We start from the raw sequence: 16,503 nt of genomic DNA, 5'->3' as shown, positions 1-16,503 counted from the left end.
CGTCGGGGTGCGCGGGGCTGTGCACCCGGCCGTTGACGAGCAGGGTCACCGGGCTATCAACGGGACTGTCGAGCACACGCCAAAACTACGTGCAGCCGGTCGCGCGGCGATAACGGTCAGCGCGAGGCGAGCGTTCCTGGCTCAGCGCCCGTCGAAGCGCGGGGTCCGCACGGGCTCGACGTCCTTGACGTCGATGACCTCGCCGTCGATGTAGTCGCCGCGGCCGTGGGCGTCACCCGGGTAAGGACCGGCCGGATAGGGATCGCCGCGGAAGGTGGTGGCGTAACTGATTCCGGGCACCCGGCGCCGCAGCGTGCGCACCGCCATGGCGCCCAGCCCGGGGCCGGCGGCCGACCGCACCGGCGGAATGAGCAGCAACAGGCCCAGCGCCGTGCTGACCAGCCCGGGCATGAGGACGAGCAGCGCGGCCAAACTGATCACCGCGCCGTCGCCGGCCGCGTCGCGTGAGCCGGCCGGCCCGGAGCGCAATCTCCCGATTCGACGGATGAGGTGGGACCCTGCCATCGGAGCGACGATGCCCCACCCGAGCAGGAACGTCGCCAACAGCATCAGCAGGGTCCAACCCCATCCGATCGTCGACACCAGCGCGAAGAGCACCGCCAGTTCGACGACGGCATAGACGAGCAACAGCCGCGACACCATGTCAGGCCAACGTCCGCGGACCGCGCCCGAGTTCCCGTGGTGCTCTCCCTCGCGATTGCAGTTAGATGACGATATGACGACGATTCAGATCGATACCCCCGACGGACCGATCGATGCGTTACTGAGCACGCCATCGGGACAGGGCCCGTGGCCGGGCGTGGTGGTGATCCACGATGCGTTCGGCTACGGCCGGGACAAGCAGTCGGCCAACGACCGCATCGCCCGGGCGGGATATCTGGCGCTCACCCCGAACATGTATGCCCGCGGTGGCCGGATCCGTTGCATCTCGCGGGTCATGAAGGAATTGCAGACGCAGCGCGGCCGGGCCCTCACCGACATCCTGGCCGCGCGCGATCACCTGAAAGCCCTGCCGGAATGTTCCGGTCAGGTGGGCATCGCCGGTTTCTGCATGGGCGGACAGTTCGCACTTGTGATGTCGCCCAAGGGTTTTGGTGCCGCCGCGCCCTTCTACAGCACTCCCCTGCCCCGCAACCTCGACAAGACGCTCGATGGGGCGTGCCCGATCGTGGCCAGCTTGGGCGGCCGTGACCCGCTGGGACGGGGCGCACCCGAGAAGCTGCGCAAGACGATCGCCGACAAGAACATCACCGCCGATGTGAAGGTCTACCCCGGCGCCGGGCACAGCTTCGCCAACGAACTTCCCGCCCAGGGTCTGCTTCGCATCACCGGCTTCGGCTACAACGAGGACGCCACAGAGGACGCCTGGCGCCGCGTTTTCGCGTTCTTCGGCGAACACCTGGCGGCCGGGGCAACGGCCTAGCGTTCACGCCACTTTCAGCTCGAGCCCCACATTGTTCTCCATGCCGCCGCGCAACTTGCTGAAGAAGTTGAACACCTTGCCCACGATGCCGTAGCGCTTGCCGATCGCGTCGTAGACCGCGGCGGTGTGCGACTTGTCGAGGATGACGGCGCTCCCCTCGACGGCCTCACTGGTGGGGCGGCCGTTCATCGTGCAGGTGGCCAGCGTGACGCGCGGGGTGTTGCGGATCCGCTTGACCTTCCACGACTTTTCCTGGGTGATGACCAGGAGCCGGTCTCTGTCCAAGGCGGCCCAGATCGGTGTCGGCTTGGGCCTGCCATCCTTGGTGAACGTGGTCAACAGGATGTATTGCGCCTTGGCGAGGTCGGCGAACGTCGGTGTCACGGTGCCAACCTACCGCTCGTGGCGATTCGACGTTGACATCCTTGCCGCTGCGCTGCGATAGTCATAAGGCCTTAAACGAAAACAGCGTTTTCATTTAAGGGCCACGGTCCCGAGAAGAGCACGCAATCGTGAGCGCTCCCCGCACGCGGCAACGCGAGAAGCTGGGCCCAGATCCGACGGTCCGCCGCCAGATCCTGGCCGCGGCGACGACAACGGTGCGCGAGCATGGGGTCGACGGACTAAGCGTCGCCGCCGTCCTGCAACGGGCCGGGTTGAGCACACGAGCGTTCTATCGGCATTTCGGGTCGAAGGACGACCTGGTCGCCGCGGTCTTCCTGGAGGGTGCGCGCGCCGAAAAGCGGCGCCTCAAGCGCCGAATGGGCAGCGCTGCAACAGAAATCGAGGCCGTCGCGGCGTGGATCGACGCACGACTCGACCTGGCATTCGACGAGCGGCTCGCAAACGATCTGCGGCGCTTGTCGTTAGAAGCTCAATCGCAGACCGTCGCGGCCCGCGGTGTGGTTCAGCCGGCCTATGCGGAGATGCTCACACCGCTGCGCGAGGCGATCCGGCGCGGCCTACACGACGGTGTCTTCCACGGGGTCGATCCGGTGGCCGACGCCGAGTTCATCCATGGGGTGGTGTGGGCGGGAATCGACCAGCACTGGGCGAAGGGCGCCGGTGGCCGCGAGCAACTGCGGCGGCGCATCCAATGCTTCTGCCTGCGCGGTCTCGGTGTAGCGGCTGAGGCGATCGACAAAGTGTGTTCGACGTGAGGGAAAGGGACTAGCGATGGACTTGGGTTTTGCGGGATCGACCGCCGTGGTCACGGGTGGCAGCAAGGGTATGGGTTTGGCGATCGCCGAAACCCTTGCGGCCGAAGGGGCCAGGGTGGCGGTGATGGCCAGGGGCCAGGGTGCGCTCGATGCGGCCGTGGCGTCGCTGCGCGAGGCCGGCGCTCCGGATGCCGTGGGGATCAGCGTGGATATGGCCGATGCCGCATCCATCGCCGCGGGTTTCGCCGCCGTCGCCGACCGTTGGGGGCAGCTCAACAGCCTGATCCACACGATCGGGCCGGGCGACGGCTATTTCGAGCAGATGGACGACACCCAGTGGGACGAGGCGTTCAGCCTCGGCACGATGTCGGCTGTGCGATCGATCCGCGCTTCCTTGCCGCTGCTGCGCTCCGCGGACTGGGCCCGCGTGGTGACGTTCTCGGCGCACTCGATTCAGCGCCAGAACCCGCGGATCGTCGCCTACACGGCATCGAAGGCGGCGTTGGCTAGTGTCACCAAGAATCTGTCGAAAAGCCTTGCCAAGGACGGCATTCTGGTCAACTGTGTGTGTCCCGGGACCATCGTGACCGCCAGCTTCACCGAAAACCTCAAGGACATCCTGGCCGCCGATGGCCTCGACGCCACCGATCCGGTCGACGTCATGACCTGGATCGACAACAACTTTCACCAGCCCTGCGACCTCGGCCGTGCGGGCCTCCCCGAAGAGGTCGCCTCCATCACCGCCTACCTGGCATCGCGGCGAAATGGCTACGTCACCGGCGCGACGGTCAACGTGGACGGCGGCTCGGACTTCATCTGAGGTCGAGTGCGCCTCGCGAACAGACGCAAAAGCACCCGACACGCCGTGGAAATAGGTGCTTTTGTGTCTGCTCGCCGGAAGAACTAGCCCTCCAGGTCGCCCTCGGTTTCCAACAGCGCCCGGCGCAGCCCGTCGAGGGTCTCCGGTTGCGGCTGCGCCCACATGCCGCGCCCGGCCGCCTCCAGCAGCCGTTCGGCCATGCCGTGCAGCGCCCAGGGATTCGACTCGGCCATGAACTTCCGGTTCTCCGGGTCCAAAACGTAACGCTCCGTGAGCTGTTCGTACATCCAGTCGGCCATCACCTGAGCCGTCGCGTCGTAGCCGAACAGGTAGTCCACGGTCGCCGCCATCTCGAACGCGCCCTTGTAACCATGCCGGCGCATCGCCGCCATCCAGCGCGGATTGATCACCCGGGCCCGGAACACGCGCGTGGTCTCCTCCGACAGGGTGCGGGTGCGGATCGCATCGGGGCGGGTGTTGTCGCCGATGTAGGCCGCGGGCGCTTGGCCGGTCAGCGCCCGCACGGTCGCCACCATGCCGCCGTGGTACTGGAAGTAATCGTCGGAGTCGGCGATGTCATGTTCCCGGGTGTCGGTGTTCTTGGCGGCCACCGCGATACGCCGATACTGCCGGTTCATGTCGTCGACTGCCTCGCGGCCGTCCAGGTCGCGTCCGTAGGCGAACCCGCCCCACGCGGTGTAGACCGCGGCGAGGTCGGCGTCATCACGCCAGTTGCGGCTGTCGATGAGCTGCAGCAGTCCGGCGCCGTAGGTGCCCGGCTTCGATCCGAAAATCCTTGTGGTCGAGCGGCGTTGATCGCCGTGCTGAGCCAGATCGGCCTCAGCGTGGGCCCGCACGAAGTTGTCGTCGGCCGGTTCGTCGAGCCCGGCGACGAGCCGCACCGCGTCGTCGAGCATCGTCACCACGTGCGGGAAGGCGTCCCGGAAGAAGCCGGAGATCCGGACCGTCACGTCGATGCGGGGGCGCCCGAGCTCGCTCAGGGGAATCGGGGCGAGGTCGACGACACGGCGCGACGCGTCATCCCACACAGGCCGAACGCCCAGCAGCGCGAGCACTTCGGCGATGTCGTCGCCGGCGGTGCGCATCGCCGAGGTCCCCCAGACCGACAGTCCCACCGATCGCGGCCACCGACCGTGGTCGTCGCGGTAGCGGGCGAGCAGCGAATCCGCCAGCGCCACACCGGCTTCCCAGGCCAGCCGGGAGGGCACGGCCTTGGGGTCGACGGAGTAAAAGTTGCGCCCGGTGGGCAGCACGTTGACCAGGCCGCGCAGCGGGGAGCCCGAGGGGCCGGCCGGGATGAATCGTCCGTCCAGGGCGCGCAGCACCTGCTCGATTTCGGCGGAGCTGCCGGCCAGCCGGGGCACCACTTCGGTGGCGGCGAACCGGAGCACTCGCGCCACGTCCGGGTTGTCGCTGAGCCGTTCGGCCGCATCGGGATCCCAGCCGGAGGCCTGCAGCGCCGCGACCAACTCCCGCGCCACCGTCTCGGTCGCGTCCACGCTGGTTCGTTCGTCGGTGCCGTCCTCGGCCAGACCCAACGCCTGGCGCAGGCCGGGAATGGCGTGCTCGCCGCCGAAGAGCTGGCGGGCACGCAGGATCGCCAGCACGAGGTCCAGTTCGGGCTCCCCCGTGGGCTTTTGGCCCAGGATGTGCAGGCCGTCGCGGATCTGGACATCCTTGATCTCGCACAGCCAGCCGTCGACGTGCAACAGCATGTCGTCGAACGAGTCCTCGGCGGGACGTTCGGTGAGCCCGAGATCGTGGTCCATCTTCGCGGCCCGGATGAGGGTCCAGATCTGCTGGCGGATCGCGGGCAGCTTGCCGGGATCCAGCGCGGCGACGTTGGCGTGCTCGTCAAGCAGCTGTTCCAAACGGGCGATGTCGCCGTAGGTTTCGGCGCGCGCCATCGGCGGGATGAGGTGGTCGACGAGCACCGCGTGCGCGCGCCGCTTGGCCTGGGTGCCCTCGCCGGGGTCATTGACCAGGAAGGGGTAGATCAGCGGCAGGTTGCCCAGCGCGGCATCGGGCGCGCAGCCCGCCGACATGCCCAGGGTTTTTCCCGGCAGCCATTCCAGGTTGCCGTGTTTGCCTAGATGCACCACGGCGTGCGCCCCGAACCCGGTGTCCAGCCAGCGGTAGGCGGCCAGGTAGTGGTGGCTGGGCGGCAGGTCGGGATCGTGGTAGATGGCCACCGGGTTCTCGCCGAAGCCGCGGGGCGGCTGCACCATCAGCACCACGTTGTCCGATTGGATTGCCGCGATCACGATTTCACCGTCGGGGTCGTTACTGCGGTCGACGAACAGCTCCCCCGGTGGCGGTCCCCAATGCTGGACGACGGCGTCGGTGAATTCGGCGGGCAGGGTCGCGAACCAGGCGCGGTAGTCCTTGGCGGACACGCGGATCGGGTTGCCGGCCAATTGGCCTTCGGTGAGCCAGTCGGGGTCTTGGCCGCCGCGTTCGATCAGCGCGTGAATCAAGGCGTCGCCGTCGTTCGCCTCGACGCCGGGCAGGTCACCGACGTGGTACCCGCGATCGCGCAGCGCCCGCAGCAGCGCGACGGCGCTCGCGGGCGTGTCCAGCCCCACCGCGTTGCCGATACGGGCGTGCTTGGTGGGATAGGCCGAAAACACCAGGGCGACCCGTTTGTCGGGCGGCGCGACGTGGCGCAGCCGCGCGTGCCGCACCGCCAGCCCGGCGACCCGGGCGCAGCGTTCCGCGTCCGCGACATAGGAGATCAGGCCGTCCTCGTCGATCTCTTTGAAGGAGAACGGGACCGTGATGATGCGGCCGTCGAACTCGGGCACGGCCACCTGACTGGCCACGTCGAGCGGGCTCAGGCCGTCGTCGTTTTCGCACCACTGGGCGCGCGGGCTGGTCAGGCACAGCCCCTGCAGGATCGGAATATCCAGCGCGGCAAGGTGTTCAACGTTCCAGCTGTCGTCATCGCGGCCCGCGGACGCGGTGGCCGGTTTGAGTCCCCCGGCGGCCAGGACGGTCACGACCATCGCGTCGGCGGCGCTGAGCCGTTGCAGCAGTTCGGGTTGGGCGGTGCGCAGCGATGCGCAGTAGACGGGCAGCGGCTGTGCACCGGCGTCCTCGATGGCCCCACACAGCGATTCGACGTAACCGGTGTTGCCGGCCAGATGCTGAGCGCGGTAGTACAGCACGGCGATCGTCGGCCCATCGACATCCTTGGCATTCGGCCGCGCCAGCTCGCCCCACGTCGGCGTCACGACCGGCGGGGTGAACCCGAACCCGGTCATCAGCACGGTGTCGGAGAGGAAGGCGTGCAGCTGCCGCAGGTTGTCCACGCCGCCGTGGGCCAGGTAGATGTGCGCCTGGACCGCGATGCCGGCCGCCAGCGTGGACAAGCCGGTCAGCTCGGCGTCGGCGGCCTGCTCGCCGCTGACCAGCACCGTGGGCACGCCGCTGGCGATCACCGTGTCGATCCCGCCCTGCCAGGCCCGGTAGCCGCCCAGGATCCGGACCACCACGATGGCGACGCCGGCCAGCAGGTCGGGCAGTTCGTCCTCTGAGAGCCGCGAGGGGTTGGCCCACCGGTAGTTTTTCCCGCTGGAACGGGCGCTGATCAGGTCCGTGTCGGATGTCGACAGCAGCAGGATGGTCGGTTCAGCCACCCGTCATTCGTACCGCAGCGGCTTCGGACCGCCGAATCGGCACGTAGGGTCCCTCTATGAGCAGAGGATTCGTCGTCACTTTCGCGGTTGGGCTGATCATCGCGTTGTTCGGGGTGATCTGGGCACTGCAAGGGTTCGGGGTGCTTGGCGGCAGCCCGATGAGCAACACCACCACCTGGTCCGTCATCGGGCCGATCACAGCGCTCGTCGGCATAGCGATCGCGGTGATCAGTTGGCGGAAGCTCTCGTCGAAATAGGCTGCTACGCCGGCACGACGGCGAAGTTCACCGTGTGCCAGCCGGTGGCGCCGTCGGGGACGGGATTGGCGCGCTCTTCGGTCTGGACGGCACCGGTGTTGTCGATGGCTCGCACGGTGATGGTTTCCCGCCCGGGGCTTTTCGCCTGCCACGGGAAGCGCCACAATCGCCATGTCTCATTGGAATAACTCGCGCCCAGTTCGGCCGGTTGCCAGCCGCCGTCGCCGATGCGGACTTCGACCGCCCGCACGCCACGATTTTGTGCCCACGCAACGCCGCCGAACACCACCGGCCCCACCGGCACCGTCTGGCCACCCCTGGGCACGTCGATCCGCGACTCCGTCTTGATGGGCGCTTGCGCCGCCCAGCCCTGCCGCGTCCAGTAGGCCTTGGCCCGATCGAACCGGGTCAGCTCCAAATCCACCACCCACTTGGTGGCCGAGACGTAGCCATAGAGTCCCGGCACCACCATGCGGGCCGGGTAGCCGTGCTCGGCCGGCAGCGGTTGACCGTTGAGGCCGACCGCCAGCAACGCGTCGCGGCCGTCCGTGACCGCCTGCACAGGGGTGCCGACGGTGAATCCCTCGATCGACGTTGAGAGCACCATGTCGGCATCGCGGTGTACACCGGCCGCGGCCAGCAGCTCCGCCAGCCGGTAGCCGGTCCAGATGCCCGTTGAAATGAGATCTCCACCAACGGGGTTGGATACACATGTCAACGTGGTCACCGTCTCGACGATGTCGAAGCGGGCGAGGTCGTCGAAGCTCAAGGTGATCTCGCGGTCCACCATCCCATGGATCCGCAGGCGCCAGTCGCCGCGGCTGAGCTGGGGAACGCTCAGCGCGGTGTCGACCCGGTAGAAGTCAGCACTTGAAGTGATAAAGCTCGGCAACGCAACGCCTTTCGGCTGCACTTCGGCCGGTATCGGACGCGCCGGGGATCGTGGCCGGGGTAGGGCGAACGTCTTACGGTCGGCTTCCACCGAATGCGCCAGCCGGGTACCGAACGCCCCCACTACCCCACTGACGACGCCCAGTCCGAGCAACCCGTACATGACCAGCCTGCGCCGGCTTGGATGTGCCACCTCCTGGTCGTCTGCGTCGTCGTCCGGCTCAGGCGAGAACCGCCGGGTGAGCACCCGCAGCACCCCTACGCCACACGCGGCACCGACGATGGTGGGGAGCGTATCGGGCGCCGTCCCGCCTGGTCGCGACAGCACGGCGATGCAGCCGAGGACGCCCGCCGCGGCGATCACCACGCTGCCGAACGGGCGGCGCCGCGTCTCGAGGGTCCCGGCGATCGCCGCGATCGTCGCGATCACCACGAGCACGACGACGGCCAGGAACGGTTTGTCCAGCGGGCCAAGCGTTTGGATGGCCCACTCTTTGACGGGCCCCGGTGTCAGGTCGACGACCGCAGAACCCACGGCGGCGCGGGGTTCGGCCCGCGCACCGAACGGGATGCTGGCCAGTTGGGTGACACCGAGCGCGACGGAGGCAGCGGCGACCCCGGCGATCATCCGGTCATTCGACGAAGCCGCGGCCACCGACGTCACTTTACTCGCGCTTCCTCCCCTCCCGGAAAACTCTTGCGGCACAGCGCTGGTGGCGTCGAGCGAGGTGGCGTCTGAGCCTCGCGGACGGGTGATTCGCGTCGGTCAGTGACCGATCAGGGCCGCAATCCGCGTGGCGACCTCCCCGGCGACGCGCAGCGCCTCCTCGCTCATGCCGGGCTCGTAGCGATCCGCCACCGGGTCGTAGTCGGCGCCGGCGATCGAACCATGGTCGGCGTCGAGCTCCACCAACTCGACCGGCCAGCCGGCGCGGCCCAGGGCGGTGGCGAACTCCCGGCTGGCACTCACCGGGACGGCGTCGTCGGCCAGCCCGTGCAGCAGCGTGAACGGCGTGCCGGCGCGGCCATCCGATAGCGCGTCGGCCGGCGCCTGACCGGAGAGCGGATCGGGCACCATGAACGCGCCGGCCAGACACACGGTGTGGACGAGGGTGGCGTCGAACCGCGCCGCGTTGAGCGTCAGACCCGCCGCGGCGCAACCGCCCATGGACCACCCGACGAGCACGATGCCGTTGCCGGGGCCCGCGAAGTCGCGGGTGAAATCGAGCGATCCCAACAGATCCGCCCGGCCGCCGTCGTCGGCATGGGAATTCCAGTCCGGCGCCACCACGGCCGCGCCGCGGTCGCTGAGCATACCGGCCAGGGGTCCGAACGCCGCGCGGGCATCGGTCTGCATGCCGTGCCACAGCAGGACGGTGGGACGTCGGGAGTCGCCGAAGACGTCGGCTAAGCGTCCGGGGGCGTATTCCACCGTGTCCACGGCCACGAGTGTGCCCCTGGGGCCGTGATCCCAAACGGCGAGCCGGGCGATGCCGTTGCGGTGGAGTTCGATTCGACGTCGCAAGGATCGGCCTGTTCTCGGTTCACGATTGCACACCTAGTCGATCCAGCAACTCGGCGCGATGCCGCTCGGTATGGGCGCCGGGATGACCGGGTGTGCGCCGCGGCTCGCCGATCGTCAGCGTGTGAATGATGCGCCCGTCCTCGAGCACCAGCACGCGGTCGGCCAACGCCACCGCCTCGTCGACGTCATGAGTGATCAGCAACACCCCGAACCCGTGCCGGCGCCACAGATCCAGCAACAAGGCGTGCATCGTCAACCGGGTCAACGCGTCCAGCGCCCCGAACGGCTCGTCGAGCAGCAGCAGCCGCGGCTCGGCGACCAACGCCCGCGCGAGCGAAACCCGTTGCGCCTGCCCGCCGGACAGGGTCAACGGCCAGGACCCGGCGCGGTCGGTTAGCCCGACGTCGGCCAGCGCACGCTCGGCGCGCTGTCGCACCTGCGGCCGCGGGAGGCGGCTGCGGGTGAGGCCGTAGCCGACGTTGGTGCGCACGTCGCGCCACGGAAAGAGCCGCGGCTCCTGGAAGGCCAGGGCCGGGGCGCCGGCCACCACGCGCTCGCCGCTGTGGTCACGCGAGAGCCCGGCCAGCACCCGCAGCACCGTCGACTTGCCGGACCCGCTGCGCCCGACCAGCGCGACGATCTCGCCGCCGCGCACCCGCACCGAAACGTCTTTGAGGACATGGCGATTCCCGTACCACTTGTCGACGTGGCGCAGCTCCCCCGCGACCTCGGTCCGCACCCGCGGGTGGGCGTCGGATTCTGCGATGACTGTCAACCGTGAACCTTTCAGTGTCGGTAGCGTAGGGCGCGGCGCTCGATGAGGCGGACGATCGCGTCGGTGACGATGCCCAGCAGCGCATAGATGGTCAGTCCGAAGATGATGATGTCGATCCGCAGAAAATCTCGGGCGTTGTTGATCAGGAAGCCAATTCCCTTGTCGGCGTTGATCTGCTCGGCGACGATCAAGGTCAGCCACGCGATCGCCAGCGACTGCCGAAAGCCGACGAGCACCTGCGGCGCCGCGCTGGGCACGAGGATGCGGGTGAACCGCTGCGCGAACGAAAAGCCCAGCACCTGAGCGGTTTCCACCATTTTGGGATCGACCTGGCGGATCGCCGAGAAGGTGTTCAGGTAGAGCGGGAAGACCACCCCCAGCGCCACCAGCAGGATCTTGGGCAGCTCGCCGATCCCGAACCACAGGATGAACAGGGGGATCAGGCCCAGGTGCGGCAGCGCGCGGATCATCTGCATGGGCGGGTCCACGGTGGCCTCGAGCCAACGGGACAGTCCGACCGCCGCGCCCGCGCCGACCCCGATCACCCCACCCAGGACCAGCCCCTCGACAACACGGACGGAGGAGACCTGCAGCGCGGCGGCGAGCTGGCCGTCACGGATCAACTCGACTCCGGCCTCGACGATCAGCGACGGCGCGGGCAGCACATCTTGCGGGATGACACCGACCGCGCTGCCCAGCTGCCACAGGGCCAGCAACGCCAGCGGGGAAGCGATACGCACGATCTCCCATTTGCGGCGCGCCCATAACCCGCCCGGCGCGCCGGTTTGGGCGCTCCCGGGCTGTTTCGGGGCAGCGTCGAGCGCGGTGGCAATGCTCACCGTGCCGACGGTAGGGCGCGACCGTTGCCGTGGGTAAGGGTTTACGTCTGCCTGAAGCCAATGTCGGCCGCCGTGTTCAGCCGGTGGCCGTACCGTGTACAGGTGGCCAGGACGCGTGACACCGACGCTTGCCCGGGTGCGCTGCAGGTGCACCAGGCCGCCGACGGCGCTTTGGCCCGGGTGCAGTTACCCGGGGGCATGCTCACGGCCGCGCAGCTGGCGGCGTTGAGCGCCGCCGCCACGCAGTCAGGGTCGGGAACGCTCGAACTCACCGCGCGGGGCAACGTGCAGTTGCGCGGGCTGACCGACGTCACCGCGGTGGCCGAGACGCTGGCGGCCGCAGGCCTGTTGCCGTCGACGACGCATGAGCGCGTCCGCAACATCGTCGCGTCGCCGCTGTCGGGGCGGGCCGGGGGCGACGTCGACGTGCGCGGCTGGGTCGGCGACCTGGACGCCGCGATCTGCGCGGCGCCACGCCTCGCGGACCTGGGCGGCCGGTTCTGGTTCAGCCTCGACGACGGGCGGGCCGACGTGTCCGGTCTGCGCGCCGACATCGGCGTGCACGCGTCGCCCGACGGTTGCGCGCTGCTGCTCGCCGGACGTGACACCGGCGTGCGGCTGGCCGCCGGCGAGGTGGTGGAGACGCTCGTCGCTCTCGCGACGCGCTTCGTCGAGATCCGCGAAACCGCCTGGCGCGTCCAGGAATTGGCTGACCTCCGTCGGCTACTACCCGACGCCGAGCCGGGTGGGACACCTTTTCCCGTCGTCACCAAGGCGCCGGTGGGCTGGATCGATCAGGATGACGGCCGGGTGACGCTGGGGGCCGCGGCGCCACTGGGTGTGCTGCCCGCGCGGGTCGCGGAGTACCTGGCCGCGATCGAGGCGCCGCTGGTGATCACCCCGTGGCGCTCGGTGCTGGTATGCGATCTGCAGGAATCCGTGGCCGACACCGCGCTGCGCGTGCTGGCCCCGTTGGGGCTGGTGTTCGACGAGAACTCCCCCTGGCTGACCGTGAGCGCCTGCACGGGCAGCCCCGGGTGTGCGCACTCGGCCGCCGACGTGCGGGCCGACGCCGCCGAGGCGTTGGACGCCGACGTCACGCTGCACCGGCACTTCGTGGGCTGCGAGCGCGCGTGCGGCAGCCCGCCGGCCGGTCAGGTGCTGGTCGCCACCGGCGACGGATACCGGATGCTGCGAACCTGACAAGCCTTAGGGTGAGCGGGTGCTCGACTACATCCGCGATGCCGCGGAGATCTATCGCCAGTCGTTCGCGACCATCCGCGCCGAGGCCGACCTGGCCCGATTCCCCGCCGACGTGGCCCGCGTCGTCGTCCGGTTGATCCACACGTGTGGCCAGGTCGACGTCGCCGAGCACGTCGCGTTCACCGACGACGTCGTCGAGCGCGTCGGCGCGGCCCTGCGCGGCGGCGCCCCGGTGTTGTGCGACTCGTCGATGGTGGCCGCCGGGATCACCACCGCACGGCTGCCCGCCGGCAACGAGGTCGTGTCGCTGGTGGCCGACCCGCGGGCGGCCGAGCTGGCCGCGCGCCGGCAGACCACCCGTTCGGCGGCCGGGGTCGAGCTGTGGGCCGAGCGGCTCGACGGCGCCGTGCTGGCCATCGGCAACGCACCGACGGCCCTGTTCCGGCTGCTCGAGCTGATCGACGAGGGGCTTGCGCCGCCGGCCGGCGTGCTCGGTGGGCCGGTGGGATTCGTCGGGTCGGCGCAGTCCAAACAGGAGCTCGTCGACCGTCCGCGCGGAATGTCGTATCTGGTGGTGCAGGGCCGGCGGGGCGGCAGTGCCATGGCCGCTGCCGCCGTCAACGCGATCGCGAGCGACGCCGAATGACCGCCCGGGGGACGCTGTGGGGCGTCGGGCTGGGACCTGGCGACCCGGAACTGGTGACCGTCAAGGCCGCGCGGGTGATCGGCGAGGCCGACGTGGTCGCCTATCACAGCGCCCGGCACGGTCGCAGCATCGCGCGCGGCATCGCCGAACGGTATCTGCGGCCCGGCCAGATCGAGGAGCACCTGGTCTACCCGGTGACGACCGAGGTGACGGACCATCCGGGCGGCTATGCCGGCGCGCTCGAGGACTTCTACGCCGAGGCCACCGAACGCATCGCCGCCCACCTGGACGGCGGGCGCAACGTGGCTCTGCTGGCCGAGGGCGACCCGCTGTTCTACAGCTCCTACATGCATCTGCACACGCGGCTGACCGAGCGATTCGATGCGGTCATCGTTCCGGGCGTCACGTCGGTGAGCGCGGCCTCGGCGGCCCTGGCGACGCCGCTGGTGGCCGGCGACGAGGTGCTGTCGGTGCTGCCGGGCACGTTGCCGGTCGCCGAACTGACCCGCCGGCTCGCCGACGCCGACGCCGCCGTGGTCCTCAAGTTGGGGCGCTCATATCACGCTGTGCGGGAAGCGCTTTCGGCGTCGGGACAGCTCGACGACACGTTTTATGTCGAACGCGCCAGCAGCGCCGGACAACGCATCCTGCCCGCCGCGGAGGTCGACGAGACCAGCGTGCCGTACTTCTCGCTGGCCATGCTGCCCGGCGGCCGTCGGCTGCACCGGCGCGCCGCCGAGGTGCAGGCGGCGGGCAGCGTCGCGGTGGTGGGCCTGGGCCCCGGCGACGTGGACTGGATGACGCCGCAGAGCCGGCGGGAGCTGGCCGCGGCGACCGACCTGATCGGCTATGCCGGTTACCTGGATCGCGTCCCGGTGCACGAGGGCCAGCAGCGGCACCCCAGCGACAATCGCGACGAGCCCGAGCGCGCGCGGCTGGCCTGCGCGCTGGCCGAGCAGGGCCGGGCCGTGGCGGTGGTGTCGTCGGGCGACCCGGGTGTCTTCGCGATGGCGACCGCGGTGCTGGAAGAGGCCAAACAATGGCCGGGCGTGCAGATCCGGGTGATCCCGGCGATGACCGCGGCCCAGGCGGTGGCCAGCCGGGTCGGCGCGCCCCTGGGCCACGACTACGCGGTGATCTCGCTGTCGGATCGGCTCAAGCCGTGGGAGGTGATCTCCGCGCGGCTTGAGGCCGCCGCGGCCGCCGACCTGGTGCTCGCGATCTACAACCCGGCGTCGAAGACGCGGACCTGGCAGGTCGGTGCGATGCGCGACATTTTGCTGGCCCACCGCGAGCCGGGCACGCCGGTGGTGATCGGCCGCAGCGTGTCGGGCGACGACGAAGACGTCCGCGTCGTCCGGCTGGCCGATCTCAACCCGGCCGAGATCGACATGCGCTGCCTGCTGATCGTCGGGTCATCGCAAACCCAGTGGTACTCAGCCGATTCCACTGAGGACCGGGTCTTCACTCCCCGGCGCTATCAGCCATAGGGCTCAGTCTGATTGCCCTACTCCTCCGCACCCCACTACGCGGGCTGCATCGTCATAGGGCTCAGTCCGATTGCCCTACTCCTCCGCACCCCACTACGCGGGCTGCATCGTCGTAGGGCTAGTCGCGGTCCCAGGTGCTCGGCATCATCGGCATGCTGGGACCGTCGCTGAATCCGTCCCGGGTCAGCGTCGCCAATCCGGCGGCCCGGGCCGCGTCGGATTTGGCTGCGGCACCGGCGAATCCGAGCGGCCCCGCACTGTCCTCGGAGGGCCGTGCGGCGTCCGGATCCTCGGCATCAACGCCCGGATCCAGATCCTGGTCCAGGTCCATGAATTCGTAGCGGTAGGCGCGTTCGGTGGCGGTTCCGCCGCGGCGCCGACGGGCCCGGGCCTTCTTCTTGGCTGCGGCGGCAGCGGCCGCGCCGGCGGGCGCGTCGAGGTCGTCCGAGGACGGCTCCTCCGACTTGCGCCGTGACCGGCTGCTCGCGCTGCCGCGCGCCGACAGTCCCGACAACCCCACCGCATACAGGGCGTTGGAGAGGCCCGCGCCGATTCCGTCGGTCGCCGTCGGACCGAAGCCCACCCCGGGTCCGCCGCCGACCGGTCCGCCGCCGGCCGACCCGGCAACCGCCGTCGCGGGGGCGGTGGACGGTGCCGACACGTGGCTGACACTGGCGGGCGCGGTGGCAATCGTCGGCGCCGGAGCAACCACCGGTGCGGGCGCCGCCGCGACGGCCGGCAGGGGCGGGGCAGACGCGAGCGGGATCCCGACGCTGATCGCGGTGACCGCCGCAGCCGCCCCACCGGCCGCGGCCGCGCCGATGGCGGCAACGACGACCGGCGCCAGCACCACGGCCATCTGGATCGCCAGCTGGATGAACGGCCAGAAGATCATCAAGGTGTGGAAGATGGCCCAACCCAGCGCCGTCGACAGCGCCGGAGACAGTCCCAGCTGCCCGAAGAACGAGGCGAGACTGTTGACCCACGGCACCGGCGGGAACGGCCACCCACCGGGGTTGAGGTCCTTGGACACCGGCCACGCGAAATTCTGGGTGTACTGCTGCAGCCACTTGGTCAGCTGGTCCATCCAGGACGGGTACTGCGTCGTGGTGGTGGCCTGCTGCTGGGCGCTCGAGGTGTCGGCGTTGTTGAGGTTGGAGCCGGAATCCGTCGCCGGCGCCACGGCGGCCGCTTGCATCGCCGCGGCGCCGGCGGTCCCGGCCTCGGCGCCCGGGACGACGATCGGCGGCGCGGGAGTGGTCGGCGGGACCGCGGCCAGGGCGGCTTCGCTAACGGCTTGGTAGGTGGTCATCGTCGTCGCGGCCTGCACCCACATGCGCGCGTAATCGGCTTCGTTGACGGCGATCGGGATGGTGTTGATGCCGAAGAAGTTCGTGGCGACCAGCGCCCCGTGCACCGCGTGGTTGGCCGTGAGTTCGCCCATCGTGGGCATGGCGGCCAACGCGGCGGTATAGGCGGTGGCCGCGGTCTCGTGCAGGCTGGCCGCGGTCGCGCTCTTGGCCGCGCTCTCCGCCAGCCAGGCCTGGTAGGGAACGTGCGCGGCCACGTACTGGTCGGCGCTGGGCCCGTCCCACGCGCCGGCCTGCACGGCGCCCAGCAACCCGCTGAGCTCGGCCGCCGCGGTCGCGTAGTCGGTGCTCATCGACGACCATGCCGTCGCCGCGGCCAGCAGCGGGGCGGGGCCGGGGCCGCTGCTGAGCAAGGTCGAGTGCACTTCGGGAGGAAACGCGGCAAAGATCGGGGCGGTCATCGTCTAGGGCCTTCAGGCAAGAA

15 protein-coding genes are annotated in these 16,503 nt (G+C 69.7%); 7 read left to right on the top strand and 8 right to left on the bottom strand.

What is annotated here, in order from left to right; all coding sequences use genetic code 11:
• Nucleotides 1-141: 141 nt before the first annotated feature.
• Nucleotides 142-663, bottom strand: a complete 522-nt coding sequence (locus K883_RS19930; RefSeq protein WP_014711549.1) for an FxsA family protein — start codon at nucleotides 661-663, stop codon at nucleotides 142-144.
• Between the two features lie 73 nt (nucleotides 664-736).
• On the opposite strand from K883_RS19930, the gene K883_RS19925 reads away from it, so the two are divergent.
• Complete coding sequence (locus K883_RS19925; RefSeq protein WP_014711548.1) at nucleotides 737-1,444, top strand: dienelactone hydrolase family protein; 708 nt, start codon at nucleotides 737-739, stop codon at nucleotides 1,442-1,444.
• 3 nt (nucleotides 1,445-1,447) lie between these two features.
• Here K883_RS19925 and K883_RS19920 read toward each other — a convergent pair whose 3' ends face one another.
• Nucleotides 1,448-1,828: a PPOX class F420-dependent oxidoreductase gene (locus K883_RS19920; RefSeq protein ID WP_014711547.1), complete on the bottom strand. Its 381-nt coding sequence runs from the start codon at nucleotides 1,826-1,828 to the stop codon at nucleotides 1,448-1,450.
• Between the two features lie 128 nt (nucleotides 1,829-1,956).
• On the opposite strand from K883_RS19920, the gene K883_RS19915 reads away from it, so the two are divergent.
• Both K883_RS19915 and K883_RS19910 read left to right on the top strand, forming a co-directional pair.
• Nucleotides 1,957-2,604 carry a TetR/AcrR family transcriptional regulator gene (locus K883_RS19915; protein WP_014711546.1) on the top strand — a complete coding sequence of 216 codons (648 nt, stop codon included), beginning with the start codon at nucleotides 1,957-1,959 and terminating at the stop codon, nucleotides 2,602-2,604.
• A gap of 16 nt (nucleotides 2,605-2,620) precedes the next feature.
• The gene (locus tag K883_RS19910) at nucleotides 2,621-3,424 is read left to right on the top strand and encodes an SDR family NAD(P)-dependent oxidoreductase (protein WP_014711545.1); all 804 of its coding nucleotides are present in this window, start codon (nucleotides 2,621-2,623) and stop codon (nucleotides 3,422-3,424) included.
• An 83-nt stretch (nucleotides 3,425-3,507) separates the two neighbouring features.
• On the opposite strand, the gene cobN is transcribed toward K883_RS19910, so the two are convergent.
• Nucleotides 3,508-7,083 (bottom strand): cobaltochelatase subunit CobN, encoded by a 3,576-nt coding sequence (cobN, locus tag K883_RS19905; RefSeq protein ID WP_008256369.1) that lies wholly within the window; start codon nucleotides 7,081-7,083, stop codon nucleotides 3,508-3,510.
• A 56-nt stretch (nucleotides 7,084-7,139) separates the two neighbouring features.
• Between cobN and K883_RS19900 the strand changes: the two genes are divergently transcribed.
• Nucleotides 7,140-7,340: a hypothetical protein gene (locus K883_RS19900; protein ID WP_020822433.1), complete on the top strand. Its 201-nt coding sequence runs from the start codon at nucleotides 7,140-7,142 to the stop codon at nucleotides 7,338-7,340.
• Nucleotides 7,341-7,344: 4 nt separating this feature from the next.
• Here K883_RS19900 and K883_RS19895 read toward each other — a convergent pair whose 3' ends face one another.
• From K883_RS19895 to K883_RS19880, 4 genes are all read right to left on the bottom strand, one after another.
• Entirely contained in the window at nucleotides 7,345-8,859 is a 1,515-nt protein-coding gene (locus tag K883_RS19895) for a molybdopterin-dependent oxidoreductase (RefSeq protein ID WP_268818657.1), read from the bottom strand.
• Nucleotides 8,860-8,997: 138 nt separating this feature from the next.
• The gene (locus tag K883_RS19890) at nucleotides 8,998-9,672 is read right to left on the bottom strand and encodes an alpha/beta hydrolase family protein (RefSeq protein ID WP_036429219.1); all 675 of its coding nucleotides are present in this window, start codon (nucleotides 9,670-9,672) and stop codon (nucleotides 8,998-9,000) included.
• Between the two features lie 103 nt (nucleotides 9,673-9,775).
• Nucleotides 9,776-10,531 (bottom strand): ABC transporter ATP-binding protein, encoded by a 756-nt coding sequence (locus K883_RS19885; RefSeq protein WP_008256363.1) that lies wholly within the window; start codon nucleotides 10,529-10,531, stop codon nucleotides 9,776-9,778.
• 11 nt (nucleotides 10,532-10,542) lie between these two features.
• The gene (locus K883_RS19880) at nucleotides 10,543-11,370 is read right to left on the bottom strand and encodes an ABC transporter permease (protein WP_008256361.1); all 828 of its coding nucleotides are present in this window, start codon (nucleotides 11,368-11,370) and stop codon (nucleotides 10,543-10,545) included.
• A gap of 102 nt (nucleotides 11,371-11,472) precedes the next feature.
• Between K883_RS19880 and cobG the strand changes: the two genes are divergently transcribed.
• The 3 genes from cobG to K883_RS19865 are packed head-to-tail and all read left to right on the top strand — an operon-like array spanning nucleotide 11,473 to nucleotide 14,709.
• Nucleotides 11,473-12,573, top strand: coding sequence for a precorrin-3B synthase (cobG, locus tag K883_RS19875; RefSeq protein WP_008256359.1), 1,101 nt, complete (start codon nucleotides 11,473-11,475; stop codon nucleotides 12,571-12,573).
• A gap of 19 nt (nucleotides 12,574-12,592) precedes the next feature.
• A complete protein-coding gene (locus K883_RS19870; protein ID WP_008256356.1) occupies nucleotides 12,593-13,219 on the top strand; it encodes a precorrin-8X methylmutase in 627 nt (208 codons plus the stop codon).
• On the top strand, nucleotides 13,216-14,709 hold the full coding sequence (locus K883_RS19865; RefSeq protein ID WP_008256354.1) for a precorrin-2 C(20)-methyltransferase: 1,494 nt from the start codon (nucleotides 13,216-13,218) through the stop codon (nucleotides 14,707-14,709). Before K883_RS19870 ends, K883_RS19865 begins: the two co-directional genes overlap by 4 nt.
• Before the next feature lie 118 nt (nucleotides 14,710-14,827).
• Here K883_RS19865 and K883_RS19860 read toward each other — a convergent pair whose 3' ends face one another.
• Complete coding sequence (locus tag K883_RS19860; protein ID WP_008256352.1) at nucleotides 14,828-16,480, bottom strand: PPE domain-containing protein; 1,653 nt, start codon at nucleotides 16,478-16,480, stop codon at nucleotides 14,828-14,830.
• Nucleotides 16,481-16,503: the final 23 nt, after the last annotated feature.

It is taken from the genome of Mycobacterium sp. TKK-01-0059 (assembly GCF_000709305.1).
Classification (GTDB): Bacteria; Actinomycetota; Actinomycetes; order Mycobacteriales; family Mycobacteriaceae; genus Mycobacterium; species Mycobacterium intracellulare.
This window is presented reverse-complemented; position numbering and strand designations above follow the sequence as displayed.

Coding starts and splice junctions, on each gene's coding strand:
- K883_RS19910 (WP_014711545.1), top strand. CDS start 2,621: ATGGACTTGGGTTTTGCGGGATCGACCGCCGTGGTCACGGGTGGCAGC.
- K883_RS19925 (WP_014711548.1), top strand. CDS start 737: ATGACGACGATTCAGATCGATACCCCCGACGGACCGATCGATGCGTTA.
- K883_RS19900 (WP_020822433.1), top strand. CDS start 7,140: ATGAGCAGAGGATTCGTCGTCACTTTCGCGGTTGGGCTGATCATCGCG.
- K883_RS19930 (WP_014711549.1), bottom strand. CDS start 663: ATGGTGTCGCGGCTGTTGCTCGTCTATGCCGTCGTCGAACTGGCGGTG.
- K883_RS19895 (WP_268818657.1), bottom strand. CDS start 8,859: ATGATCGCCGGGGTCGCCGCTGCCTCCGTCGCGCTCGGTGTCACCCAA.
- K883_RS19860 (WP_008256352.1), bottom strand. CDS start 16,480: ATGACCGCCCCGATCTTTGCCGCGTTTCCTCCCGAAGTGCACTCGACC.
- K883_RS19865 (WP_008256354.1), top strand. CDS start 13,216: ATGACCGCCCGGGGGACGCTGTGGGGCGTCGGGCTGGGACCTGGCGAC.